Below are 13,099 nucleotides of genomic sequence, written 5' to 3'. Positions count from 1 at the left end.
GGTCCTCTCATAACCGAGTGCTTCTAAGACAAGACTAGCTAGTACTCGCCAGTCCAAGTTGGGTGCTTTCTTTTTCAAGTTGGCGCATCTTGGTAGGGCGCAATCGCCAAGTAACCCAAATAGCGACAACGCAGCCATACCCGATCACCACAGTGATTGAGGTGCGTTGAGCTACAGCACCGGCAAGCAACATGCCGATAGGCACGGTGCCACCCAGGGCAGTCATCCACAAACCCATCAGGTGGCCACGTCGTTCAAGTGGTACGTGGCTTTGTGCCGAAGCGTTGAGGCCAATCACTACAAGTTGGTATGAGATTCCAAGAACGAAAATCAATGGGTAAGCCAATGGCGCCTGTCGTACGAAAAGCAGGATCGCCAGAATGACGCACACTCCAATGAGCCCAGAGCCAATGACTTTGAATGGATTGCGACGCACGAGGAACGTGCTGAGTCCGATTGCGCCAAGCACCGCACCACCACCGAGACACGCATACAACCAACCGTAAGCCGACGACTCAACGTCGATGCCAAAGTTTTGACCAGCGATCGTGGGAAGTTGATACAAGAAGGTCAAGGTGAATAGAGCAAGGGCAAACACACTCACGATAATGCGTCGCACGAATGGGTCTTCGCGCATCATTTCAAGACCGCCGCCGAGTCCTGACGTGGCATTGGTGCCAGGTTTGCGTGCGGGAAAGCGCACGAGGTACACCGCGGTCATGACGAATACAAAGCTCGCCGCGTTAAGCAGCATCACACCTGAAGCCCCAATAATGGGAAAGAGGATGCCGCCAAGTGCTGGGCCGATAACCCGTGCCGCATTCATTTGCGTTGAGTTCAAGGACACTGCTGCACGGAGGTTTTCGGGGCCCACGAGGCTTGGAACAGAAGATCCCCACGCCGGACCAATCATTGCGTTACCAATGCCCACGCCAAGGACGCAAAGAAAGACACCAGTGAAGTACAGCTCTGGGCGGGCTAAGACATATGCCAATGTCAATACACATAGCACTTGCCAGGTCTGCATGATCAAAATGAACTTGCGTACATCAAAGCGGTCAGTCATCCAACCGCCAACAGTGGGCAGGAACAACATCGGCCCAAGTTGGGCGAACGTAATGATGCCTACTGCAAGTGGCGATTTTGTGCGGTCATAAATAAATGCACCGAGCACAATGGTTTGCATCCATGTGCCAATCTGCGACATGAATGAACCGAGTAAAACATAGCGAAAAGCCCGCACCTGCAATGCAGATCGAGCGGTGCCGATCTGCTGCGGGTGCGGGCTAGTCGTAGAACCCGTTGTGTCTGAACTCAACGAATCAGTGGATCTCGTGGCATTCCAAGGATTCGTTCAGCGATTACGTTGCGGCTAATTTCTGAAGTGCCGCCTGCAATGGTGAGGCAACGATTGAAGACGTACTGGTAGGTGATCTCTGCGTTTTCACCATCGACGCCACCATCTTCAAGCAGCTTCATTGCAACTTCAGTCGTGGACTGAGCAAGTTCAGAAACAAGAACCTTGGTGATGTTGCCTTCAGCTCCTGGACCTGAACCAATAACTGCACGCGTTGCAGCGCGAAGGTTCATCAAGCGAATGACCTGCTCGAGTGCTACCTGCTTGCCAACTTCGCGATCATGACCAAGATCAGCCTTGACGCCGCCTGGCAAGAGATCGATGAGGTCGTATGCATCAATACCGTTACGAGCCTGACCACCGATGGTCACTCGCTCGTTTCCAAGGGTTGCGCGAGCGACAGCCCAGCCGTTATTGATGTCACCAACGACATCTTCATCTGCAACAAACACGCCATCGAAAAAGACTTCGTTGAACATTTCATCGCCACTGTTTTCGCGAAGTGGGCGGATGGTTACACCTGGTGCATCCATCTTGATCACCATTGCGGTGACACCCTTGTGCTTTGGTGCCTCTGGATCTGTGCGCACTGTTGCTAGACCGAACTGGCAGTACTGAGCGCCGGAAGTCCAGACCTTTTGGCCATCAACCTTCCAGCCACCATCGACCTTGACGGCCTTAGTTGAAACAGCGGCTGCGTCTGATCCGGCACCTGGTTCCGAGAACAGCTGGCACCACACCGTTTCACCGAGCATTGCTGGGCGCAACCAACGCTGAACCTGATCTTCGGTAGCCAGTTGCGACAAGGTCAAACCAACCCAGCCGGTGATGCCGAGGTTAGGAACATCAATTCCGGTGAACTCTTCTTCGATCACAATCTGCTCAACAGCCGATGCCTGACGACCCCAAGGCTTGCCCCAGTGAGGAACCAAGTAACCGGATTCAAAGAGCACGCGACGCTTATCAGCATCTGCAGCTGCGTGATAGGCAGCAACTGCAGCCTTTGCTTCTGCACGGAAGCTTTCAGCTTCTTCAGGTAGATCGAAGGCATACACACGATGGTTGCCGTTTGCGCTTAACGCAGTGAGGTCAGCTGCAGCATCATCGGAGGTTCCGAAAATTACTGCAGTTGCAGCAGCACGCTTGAAGTACAGATGTGCATCGTGCTCCCAAGTGAAGCCGATACCGCCGTGGATCTGAATGTTCTTGCGAGCATTGAATTCAAAGGCTGGCAATGCGAGAGCTGCTGCTGCAGCTGCTGCGATTGGGCCAGCCTTTGGATCAAGAACGGTACGAGCGGCATCCCAAGCAGCAGCTGTTGCCATCTCTGTCTGAATCAACATATTGGCGCAGTGATGCTTGATGGCCTGGAAGGTTGAGATTGTGCGACCGAACTGTTCGCGAATCTTCGCGTATTCGGTTGCAAGTTCTGTGGTTATACGTGCACCACCTGCAGCTTCTGCTGCAGCAAGCACGCGACCGATGCGAAGAGCGAGTTCGCCACCACCAACGATGACTTCTGCAGGTGCATCCTTGAGTTCAACCTTGGCATTGCGACGGGAATCATCAATTGACTTATTAGGCGTGATGGTTGCATTTGATGCAGGAACGATGACGAGGTCATTACCAACAACAAATGCAAGGTGCGTTGAAAGTTCAGCAGAAGTTACTGACTTTGCGGTTCCGCTCGCCTTGCCGCCTGCAACGCTGACGTTGTTGCGCAGCGAGAAACCTGAACTAGATGTGCCCTCTGCAAAACCTGGAAGCAATGCTTGTTTCTGTGCGTCGGTGCCTGCAGCAGCGATGGTTGCTGAAACAACAACCGTTGGAAGGAAGGCACCTGGTGCAACAACGCGACCAAGTTCTTCAACAACGATGGCGGTCTCTTCGAGGCCAAAGCCTTGGCCGCCGAATTCTTCAGGCAAGTGAAGACCAAACATGCCGTTGTCAATGAAAGGTGCCCAGAATGCTGGGAGCACTTCTGTTGGCGCGTCAAGCGTTGCGCGAGCCTGCGCGATGCCTCCGTTGTCGGCGAGCAATGAGCGAGCAACGTCCGCGAGTGAGCGGTGTTCTTCGGTGAGAGCCAGGGACATGGCAGTTCCTTTCGAAAGTTCAACGACCAAACGAGAAAAAGAATAGCGGAATTATCGAACTCTTTATCCCAAATGGCCTAGAAAAGCCGAGAGGCCCAGTTCCGAAGAACTGAGCCTCTCGAAGTCACGTTGGCGAATTAGGTGATTGCGCCAGCGATCTTGAGCTCAATGAGCTTCTCGTCGTTGATGCCAAGCTCACGCATGACCTCATCAGTGTGCTCAGCGAACTGTGGTGCACGGGTAAGGGTTGGGTTCACTTCGTCGAAGAGCACTGGGCTGGCAACGAGCTCGCGGTCCTTGCCATCAGCGTCGACGACCTTGGCGATCAAGCCGTTGTCGCGAAGACCCTTGTCTTGGCTGATTTCCCAGAAGTCTTGAACAACTGCCCATTGACCAGTCTGGGTTCCTAGGACGGCCTTGAGCTCTTCAAGGTTCATTGACGCAAAAAGTTCAGCAACCAAGGCGCGGCCTTCGTAACCGTTTTGCACGATTAAGCCGGCATCTGCAAAGCGAGGATCTGCCTTCCAATCAGGCTTGTTGAACGCATCGCAGAACATTGGCCAGTACTGACCTGGCTGCAACATGGTCAACATGATGAAGCGGCCATCCTTGGTGCGGTACGAACCAGTGAGCGGGTTGCCTGGTGTGCCAGCAGGTGGAACGCGCTTTGGAGCGGGGGTTGGTCCGCCAATAAGCATGGCAAGGTTTGAGCCAAACTGGGTTGACCATGCGCCAACGCCAAGCAGCGAAACGTCAACCACTGATGCTTCGCCAGTGACTGCACGCTTGTATAGCGCTGCTGCGACGCCACCTGCAATGGTCATGCCACCGGTGTTGTCACCGAAAGCGCCGGTTGGCATCTGAGTGAGGTCAGTTGCGTCATCCCAGGTGGTTGCCCAGCCTGCGCCACTGCGAGCCCAGAAACCCGTTGAGTCGTAACCACCCTTGTCGCGCTCGTCACCTTTGTTACCAAAGGCAGTACCGCGCACGTAAATGATATTTGGGTTGATTGCCTTGATTTGATCAACGTCAATACCCATCTTGCGGCGTGGGCCTGGCAAGAAGTTAGTGAGGAGAACGTCGCTGTTGAGCACGAGTTCACGAAGAATTTCCTGAGCCTCAGGCTTGGTCAGGTCCATACCGATGCTGCGCTTGCCGCGGTTTGGGCCTTCCATGATTGGGAAGAAACTTGATCCTGGAGCCAGAGCATCAAGGCCCATCACTCGAACGAGACCACGCTGGGCATCGCCAGTGACGGCATGCTCAATCTTGATGACGTCGGCGCCCCAGTCGCAAAGCACTGCTCCTGCTGCAGGGACGAAAGTGAACTGCGCGATCTCAAGAACGCGCACTCCCTTCATTGGACCACTCATGAACGCTCCTTAGTAATGCGGATCTGACGAAGGCCCACCGTAATGGTTTCGATAGGGGTTACGCCAGCCTTTTCTTAGGGACAAAATATTCTTCAAAATCTTTCCGAAAACCCCTTGCGTGGAGTTATCGTAAGTATTACCGTAACGCCATCGGTCCTGGTGACCGAGAAGTTCTGCCCCATAAAAGAACACCTTCGGCCAAGGAGGCCCCCGTGCTTGAAAAAGACGTACAGATCATCAGTGTTGATGACCACGTAATTGAACACCCAACTGTGTGGACCGATCGCCTTCCAGCCAAGTTCAAGGAAGCCGGCCCGAATCTGGTTCGTGACGCAGTCAATGGCGATCACTGGACATACGAAGGTGCACAAGCAGGCAACTTTGCGTTGAACGCAGTCGCAGGCCGTGCAAAAGAAGACATCGCAATGGACCCTCGTTCATATGATGACATGCGCGATGGCTGCCATGACATTCATGAGCGGATTAAAGACATGGACATCGAAGGTGTTCATGCACAGTTGAACTTCCCGAACATGGCTGGCTTCGCTGGCACAACCTTTGCGACCTCCAAGGACAAAGAACTCGGCCTTGCATCAATCCAGGCATACAACGACTGGATCATCGACGAATGGTGTGCTGCTTACCCAGACCGTCAGATTCCGCTTGTGATCGTGCCATGGTGGGATGTTGACCTCACGGTCAAGGAAATTCACCGCACAGCCGACAAGGGTGCAAAGAGTTTCACCTTCGTTGAGCTCCCACATCGTCTGGGCCTTCCTTCATGGCACACCGATCACTGGAACCCAATGCTGCAAGCAGCAACCGATCGCAACATGCCAATCTCGATCCACTTCGGTTCAGGTGGTTTCCCACCAGGCGTGTCAACAGAAGGCGTCACCACCAACTTCACCGTCGGTATTTCACTCTTCGCGTTGAACTCAGCTAACGCAACCGCAGAATTGTTGCTGTCACCTGTGTTCCACAACTACCCAGATGTGAAGTTCGTGTTGAGTGAAGGCGGCATTGGCTGGGTTCCTTACATGCTCGAGCGTATTGACTACGTCTGGGATCGCCACCGTTGGTACAACGATGTGAACCGCGAAATCAAGCCTTCAGAGCTGTGGTTCAAGAACATGTATGCACCGTTCATCTACGACGATGCAGGCATCTTCTCCCGCCACCTCATTGGCATCGACAACATCATGTTTGAGTCGGATTACCCACACTCAGACAGCAACTGGCCACACACCCGCAAGATGCTCGAAGAGTCACTTGCAAACGTGCCAAATGATGAAGCCGCAAAGATAGCAGAACTCAATGCTCGTCGCGTGTACAACTTCCCACGCAAGGGCTAATTGCTCGATACGTAAAAGAAGCGGCGTCCGGAATTCCGGACGCCGCTTCTTTGTATTACTTTCCAACACATCGCACAAACAACCGATGAAGATGAAATAGTGGCTCCAACGATCTTCATGCAAGAAGTCTTAGCGGAACACTCACAAAGGAATGACGATTCATGGAACATTACACAAGACCAGATATCGCAGCATGGAAAGAAGCCGGCCTTGATTTCTACGTAAAGAATCAAGTTGCCTTTCTTGTTTTGAATCGTCCGCATATTAAGAATGCAGTGACGCACCCTTTGCGCAACGCGATTCTCAAGGCTCTTGATGAAGTCAACATCAATGCAGACATTCGTGCTGCAGTGATTCATGGTGCCGACGGCGCTTTTTGTTCGGGTGCCGACTTGACTGAAGCGGATCACATTGAAATTCCTGCGGACTATCGCCGTGGATTCCAGCAACACATTGCTCGCGAAGATGGCTTGCTGCATGGTTGGTACCGCGTTATCGAAAAAATGTGGCACAACCTCAAGCCAATCGTTGCTGCTGTTGATGGTGCGGCGTATGGCTTTGGTGCGAACTTCGCTCTAGCCGCCGATTACATCGTTGCTGGTGAAACTGCTCGCTTCTGCGAAGTCTTTGTTCAGCGTGGTCTGCCGCTAGAAGCAAGTGCTGCATACATTCTTTCTCGCAGCGTGAGCCCAGTGCGCGCTAAGGAGATCGCGCTTTTCGGAGATCCACTCCCAGCGCCAAAGGCACTTGAATGGGGCCTAGTAAACGTTGTGGTTCCGCCTGCTGAAGTTCTCGCGAAAGCTACCGAAGTTGCTGAGCGTTTGGCCAATGGACCAACAATCATGATCGGACAGATAAAGGCCCAGCTCAACGATGCTCTGGATCAGAACATGCGTCAGTCGTGGAAGGATGAGGTTACGTACCTCGGTATGGGTCCTGGCCCAGACGGCCAGGAGGCCATGCTTGCCTTCAAGGAAAAGCGCGCACCGAAGTTCACCGGACGTTAAGGAGCACCGCTGTGGCTAGCGAACTCATCAAAGTCAGTGCGACCGCAGAGTCGACTGCATCGGCCGAGGCTGTGTTTGCACTGCTTGCCCATGGTGAGACCTGGCCACAGTGGAGTCCTATTAAGACCTACGCGCTGCATACGCCAGGCGTGGATGGCGGCGAGAGTGTTGGCGCAATCCGTCAATGGAACAGCGGTTTGATGATGAATCTCGAGCAGATCGTTGAAATCAACGCGCCAACAAAGTTCGCGTACACGCTGAACGAAAGCAAACTGGTTGCGGTGAAGGATTACCGAGCCGACGTTGACGTCACTCCAACTGCTACCGGGTGCACGATTACATGGAGTTCGCAGTTTCGTCCAAAGCTTGTAGGCACCGGCTGGTTCTGGAAGTTGGCTCTAGGCAAACTCGGTATGCAACTTGCTACTGGTGTTGCCACGCATGCAGCGACACCAGTAGTTCAGTAGCTACTCTGCAGTCAGTAGCGCACAAGCAGCAAAGCCACCAACTGCGTTGCTCACAACACCAACCTCAGGCTTATTTGGCAGCGCGCGGTCGCCTGCAGTGCCACGAAGTTGACGGGTGACTTCAATAAAGAAGTTCGCACCATGGCGACGACCAACGTTGCATGCTCCACCGTCAGTGTTCGTTGGCAATGAACCAGTAGCACTTGTTGCTCCTGAGCGAACAAAAGCACCGCTTCCCCCTTCGTCACAGAATCCAAGTGCTTCCAACCACTGCATGGCGATGAAACTGAAACCGTCATAAAGGCCAGCAGTGTTCACATCGCTTGGCTTGAGATCCGTGCGTGACCACATGCGCTTTGCTGCCATCCACGGTGATGAATGGGTCATGTCGCGAACCAAACTGAAGTCAGCTTCCGCGGTGGTGCCATTTGCCCATGAATCAAAGAAGACTGGCTTTTGCTTCATGTCACGTGCACGTTCTTCAGTCGTAAAGATCAATGCGCTGGATGAATCAACCGGGTAGTCGCAGTCGAGCAGATGCAGTGGCTTTGCGATGTAACGCGAGTTCATGTAGTCATCCATGGTGAGTTCTTCATGGAAGAAGGATTCAGTTGGGTTGGCAACGGCAAACTTGCGCTGAGCGATTGCGAATGCACCGAAGTCTTCTTCAGTTGATCCGTACATCGCCATGTGGCGCTGCATGTACATGCCGGCCCAGTGCGATCCGGTAAATGATCCGTAGGGCATACCGAATTGCATGTTGCCTGGAATGCCGCGCTGTGGCCCAAGCATCGCTGCACCGCCGGCAGCACCTGCCTTATGGACCGTGCGAAGGGTCAACACAGTTTCAGCCGAACCAGAAGCAATCGCAGCAATTGCGTGCATGGCAGCGACACTGTATGCAGCACCGTCAACGTTGCCTGAATAGAAAGCAACATCAGGAATTCCGAGCATTGCAGCGGTATGGGTTGATGAAACAAACTGATGCGGGAAGCTGTGCACCACAACGCCATCAATATCTGTTGGCTTAATGCCAGCGTCATTCATTGCAGCAACGCTTGATTGCGCAGTCAGCTTGTCGAGAGTTAGACCGCTGCCGCGGCTTACATCTGAGTAACCAACACCGACGATTGCAACACGATTCTTTTTAGCCATGAGTAACTCCTGAAGTAGATAAGCCAGTAGTTACTGGGCAGCTGGGCGGAAGACGGGCAAGGTGAAGCCTTCACCGAGGGGAGCAAAGGTGACTTCAACGCGATCGCCAACCTTGACACTTTCGGGATCGATTTCCACGATGTTTGTGATCATCTTCAATCCTGGTTGTTCATCAAGTTCAACAACGGCGAGAACAAATGGCAGTTTGTCTTCAAACCAAGGATGGAACGCCTGGGTTGGAATGCAGAAGGTGTAGACCGAACCCTTGCCGGACACCGCTGCATGACCGAGGTCAAAACTTAAGCAGTGTGCACAGATTGGTTCCGGTGCATGCTGGAAATATCCGCAAGCGTTGCAACGTTGAATGACCAATTGACCATTGTTTGCGCCATCCCAAAAGGGTGCAGTTAATTCATTTGGCAGCGGAAGGGGTGGAAGAACCTCAGTTGTCATGTCGTTTCCTTTTCTATTCGCTGTCTTCTGGCCATAGGGCGTCATCAGTGAGTCCGCCCATCCCATGCGGGCCACCATCAATGGAAAGTGTTTGGCCTGTGATCCAGCTGCTCATCTCACTGCAGAAGAACAACGCACCATTGGCAATATCGATTGGGTACCCAACTCGACGCAGGGGCACATTCGCTCCCATGCTTTCCGCATCCATGCCAAACCGCTCCCATGAACGCAGCGCACCTTCGGAGGCAACACCACCAACGGCAATCGCATTAGCGCGTACGCCCTTTGGACCCCATTCGGCAGCGATCACGCGGGTGAACATCTGCAAGCCAGCCTTGCCCGCTGAGTAGGCAGAGCCGCCTTTGACGCCTTGCACGCCCGCTGCCGATGACATCGAAACGATTGAGGCATGCTTGGACTTCAAGAGATGTGGAAGCGCGGCATGTGCACACAGGTACGCAGATGTCAGGTTGAGTTCGATGGCATTACGGAAACGATCCGGCGGGGTGTCTTTGGTAGGAAACATGTAGGCCCCACCGGCATTGTTGATCAGAATGTCGAGTTGGCCGAACTCATTGATCGTACGATCGATCATGTTCTGCACTTGATCGTCTTCGCGAACGTCGGTCTGTACAGCAATTGCTCGGCGCCCAGTTGTGGCCATGATCTCTTCTGCGGTGGTCTGCAAGCGTTCAACCTTGCGGCCAGAAAGCACGACGTCAGCGCCGTGCTCGGCGAAGAGGTGTGCTGTTGTGGCTCCGATACCTGTTCCACCACCGGTAATGATTGCAACGCGGCCCGTGAGATCCAGCATGTTCATGTACGACTCTTTTCCGATTGGCAGTGGGCTCACGGTAAATCTTTCGATACGACTTGTCCGGGTTTCACCGAAATTGCTTGAACCAAAACACTCCCGACAAATCGGGCATCGGCTACTCTCGAAGTGATTGAAGTGACCGTGCGCTCTTGAGGATGAAACGTGCCGTATGAACTCCCCGTTGTTGGGCGTGTGCTCACCAATGCAGTTAGTGGGCCGAGCAATCCAAGTCCACCTCGCCCGCCGCATTCAATTCGGCGAACGTCCACACTCGACATCGACTTTCCCAATGGACTCCAAGAAAGTCGACGGGTTCGCGGACGTGCGCGTGACTTCCTCACCAACGGTGATGAGACCAAAGTTCTTGCAGATGATGTGTTGGTAGCGACGGTCAACCAAGACCGCTCCTATGAATTTCTCTTCAGTTTTCCTGATCGCCCTGCTTTGCAAGCCATGGTCGGGCCCGAAGGAACACCCAACTCGCGCCGCGTGATGAATAGCCTCGTTCCGGAAGAACGAGAAGCGGGAAGCCCCTTGTATTTATTGCTGGATGACATGCCAGGCGCGTTATTCATTTCAGGCCATGTGCTTGTTGAATGGATTGCGCCTGAGCAGCGAAGTTCTCACATGAGTGGCGACTTCATGGCTCCCATCGACGTATGTATGGGTTATGCAGCTGGATCAAACGCAATTGGCGAAGATGGAAAGTGTCTACTCATCCATCAGGTGCAACCTGCGGGCCCTCTGACAACTGATACGGATCCACTTGCTTGGCACAAACTTCAAGATGAAACTGATCAACCTGCCTTGCGTCGTGCGCGACGCATCGACGCGTGGATTGATGATGACATTCATTTTGATGCGTACTTCCAAGACAGCTGCACGACACCAAGCCACGGCAGAGTTGCAGTCCACGAATACTGCTTGAACGGGACGGCAGATCTGCACACTGGCGAATTGCTAACTTTGAATGTAGATCCAAGAGTGCTTCCCTTTGATGCTTGCCCTCAGGCAGCGAAGAACGTGCACCGCATGATCGGAATTCCAGTACAAGACTTCCGCCAAGCAGTGGTAGATCAATTACCTGGAACCTTGGGTTGCACGCATTTGAATGATGCACTTCGTGCGCTAGCTGAAGTTCCAATCCTGGTTGCTTCACTTCAGTAGTTTTGTCACACAAGCCGGTACTCACTGCAGACCGGCCGAGGAAAGGGAAAGCATGGCTGTCGATGTGCCTGCTGGCATTCAACCCATTGGCCCAGCCGTACCAACCCCTGCTCGCAGGAACAATTCAATCCGACGTACTTCAACCATTGACGCGACATGGGATGGGGATATTCGCGATGCAGATATGCACCTCATTGGTAGATGTCGTGACCTCTTCACACCCGCCGACAACTCTTCGCCGGCTGTGATTGCAGAAGATGTTCTGAACGTCACGGTTCGCCCGAATCGAGTAATCAGTGAGATTTCCACCATTCCAGCACTCGAGGGAATCGATGTCCTGATCGATATGAAGGGTGGGTTGCGCACCAAAATTGTTGAGTCATTTCCAGATCAAGTTCAAAGGGGAACACCTCTGTATCTTTTACTTGACGATATTTCTGGGGCGACCTTGGTTTCGGGATTCGCATTTACTCATTGGATGGCCCCAGGTGAATTACCGAAAATGGACTCGTTGGATCCAGATATCAAATCGCGCAAACTTAAAATGGTGGGGATTTGCGCTGGGTTCCAACAAGGTGCATCTGCGTTAGGTGAAGATGGCCCACCAGCAAAACACGCAACTCGAGTTGTGCCGAATCTTCCTGTGGAATTTGACCCTTACGCATGGCATGAACTATTCGAGACCACCGAAGTTTCTGCTCGCAGATCACGTCGAATCGATGTCTGGCGCGAGGAAGACGAGTGGGTCATTGATTCGTTCTTCCAAGATTCGGGAACCGCACCATCTGGCAATCGAATCGCAGTGCATGAATACACGATTCAGGCGCGAGTGAATGTCGTGAGTGGCCTTGTAACAGCTATTGAAGCGATACCTCAAGTGCTTCCATTCTTGGAATGCCCAATGGCAACATTGTCGGTGCATCGTTTGGTGGGTCAACCTATTCGCGATTTCCGCTCAAACGTGAATGTGCTGTTGCCTGGTATTGATGGATGTACACACATGAATGATGCGTTGCGTGCACTTGCGGAAGTACCAGTCCTGGCCGCTCATCTCGCATAACTCTCAGCGCATTACGAAGCTTGGGAATCCTTTGGCGGATGCATCATTGTGACTTCATCCGTTGTGGTGTCAAGAATTACGTACGAGAGCATTCCGTAAGCACCAGGTTCTCGAGAAAACACAAGTGATCCAGGATTAATCACGAGTGTGCGACCAAATCGTTCGACCATCGGCACATGGGTATGACCAATAATTAAATAATCTGCATCCAATTCATCGCATCGTGAAAACAGTGGGTCGCCTGCATACAGGTAGTGACCGCGTGGTGCCCAAGGGCTTGCGTGAGTCATCAGCAGTGTTTTGCCACTGACCGTAGTACGGATTTCGTCAGGTGTTTCGGCGATGAAGTCAAGATTCGATTTGCGTACGTGTTCTCCTGAGCGAGCGCGTTCGCCATTTGGACCCATCAAGACCCATTCATGATTGCCTTGGATATAGCGAATCTGATTGTCTCGAATAATTTCGGTGACTTCATTGCTGAGGCGATATTCATACTGAGCATCGCCGGCACACAGGATTTCATCAACCCCATCGGCGATCATGGATTCCACTGTTCGCTGCAGATGTTCATCCTGACAATGAACATCGGAAACGATGCCGAGCTTCACATGGACTCCAGATGGGTTGCGGCCAACGCGAGTGACTCTAGGCCAAGGCATGAATCCAAATAGGCGAGTTGACCGGATTGGACTGGCGTAATGGCTTACCGCGGTGGTGAAATTAGCCGACTGGGAGGCAGATCACATCCCGCTTGGCATAGCATCAGCACACAAGAACCGCCACAATTTGAACTCC

General features: G+C 52.9%; 12 protein-coding genes. 5 read left to right on the top strand and 7 right to left on the bottom strand.

The genetic code is table 11. From position 1 onward, the window contains the following. Positions 1–34: 34 nt before the first annotated feature. The 3 genes from PHN51_08640 to PHN51_08630 form a co-directional block, all read right to left on the bottom strand. On the bottom strand, positions 35–1,318 hold the full coding sequence (locus tag PHN51_08640) for an MFS transporter (protein ID MDD2818844.1): 1,284 nt from the start codon (positions 1,316–1,318) through the stop codon (positions 35–37). After that, complete coding sequence (locus PHN51_08635) at positions 1,315–3,450, bottom strand: acyl-CoA dehydrogenase (GenBank protein ID MDD2818843.1); 2,136 nt, start codon at positions 3,448–3,450, stop codon at positions 1,315–1,317. Before PHN51_08635 ends, PHN51_08640 begins: the two co-directional genes overlap by 4 nt. Before the next feature lie 137 nt (positions 3,451–3,587). Continuing rightward, positions 3,588–4,823, bottom strand: coding sequence for a CaiB/BaiF CoA-transferase family protein (locus PHN51_08630; GenBank protein ID MDD2818842.1), 1,236 nt, complete (start codon positions 4,821–4,823; stop codon positions 3,588–3,590). 212 nt (positions 4,824–5,035) lie between these two features. Between PHN51_08630 and PHN51_08625 the strand changes: the two genes are divergently transcribed. The 3 genes from PHN51_08625 to PHN51_08615 all read left to right on the top strand — a co-directional run bounded on the left by PHN51_08625 (position 5,036) and on the right by PHN51_08615 (position 7,652). Next, entirely contained in the window at positions 5,036–6,178 is a 1,143-nt protein-coding gene (locus tag PHN51_08625) for an amidohydrolase family protein (protein ID MDD2818841.1), read from the top strand. 161 nt (positions 6,179–6,339) lie between these two features. After that, complete coding sequence (locus PHN51_08620) at positions 6,340–7,185, top strand: enoyl-CoA hydratase-related protein (protein MDD2818840.1); 846 nt, start codon at positions 6,340–6,342, stop codon at positions 7,183–7,185. A gap of 11 nt (positions 7,186–7,196) precedes the next feature. Beyond that, positions 7,197–7,652, top strand: a complete 456-nt coding sequence (locus tag PHN51_08615; GenBank protein MDD2818839.1) for an SRPBCC family protein — start codon at positions 7,197–7,199, stop codon at positions 7,650–7,652. Here PHN51_08615 and PHN51_08610 read toward each other — a convergent pair whose 3' ends face one another. Genes PHN51_08610 through PHN51_08600 form a run of 3 tightly spaced genes read right to left on the bottom strand, consistent with a single transcriptional unit; the run spans position 7,653 to position 10,113 of the window. Further along, positions 7,653–8,807: a hypothetical protein gene (locus tag PHN51_08610; protein ID MDD2818838.1), complete on the bottom strand. Its 1,155-nt coding sequence runs from the start codon at positions 8,805–8,807 to the stop codon at positions 7,653–7,655. A 30-nt stretch (positions 8,808–8,837) separates the two neighbouring features. Next, positions 8,838–9,260 (bottom strand): OB-fold domain-containing protein, encoded by a 423-nt coding sequence (locus PHN51_08605; protein ID MDD2818837.1) that lies wholly within the window; start codon positions 9,258–9,260, stop codon positions 8,838–8,840. Between the two features lie 13 nt (positions 9,261–9,273). After that, complete coding sequence (locus tag PHN51_08600; protein MDD2818836.1) at positions 9,274–10,113, bottom strand: SDR family NAD(P)-dependent oxidoreductase; 840 nt, start codon at positions 10,111–10,113, stop codon at positions 9,274–9,276. A 126-nt stretch (positions 10,114–10,239) separates the two neighbouring features. Here PHN51_08600 and PHN51_08595 point away from each other — a divergent pair, with 126 nt between their 5' ends. Continuing rightward, positions 10,240–11,244 (top strand): DUF2889 domain-containing protein, encoded by a 1,005-nt coding sequence (locus PHN51_08595; GenBank protein MDD2818835.1) that lies wholly within the window; start codon positions 10,240–10,242, stop codon positions 11,242–11,244. Positions 11,245–11,296: 52 nt separating this feature from the next. Continuing rightward, positions 11,297–12,304, top strand: coding sequence for a DUF2889 domain-containing protein (locus PHN51_08590; GenBank protein ID MDD2818834.1), 1,008 nt, complete (start codon positions 11,297–11,299; stop codon positions 12,302–12,304). Between the two features lie 11 nt (positions 12,305–12,315). On the opposite strand, the gene PHN51_08585 is transcribed toward PHN51_08590, so the two are convergent. Beyond that, entirely contained in the window at positions 12,316–12,963 is a 648-nt protein-coding gene (locus PHN51_08585; GenBank protein MDD2818833.1) for a YfcE family phosphodiesterase, read from the bottom strand. Between the last annotated feature and the right edge of the window lie 136 nt (positions 12,964–13,099).

The organism is Candidatus Nanopelagicales bacterium (assembly GCA_028687755.1).
In the GTDB taxonomy this organism is placed as follows: Bacteria; Actinomycetota; Actinomycetes; order S36-B12; family S36-B12; genus UBA11398.
This window is presented reverse-complemented; position numbering and strand designations above follow the sequence as displayed.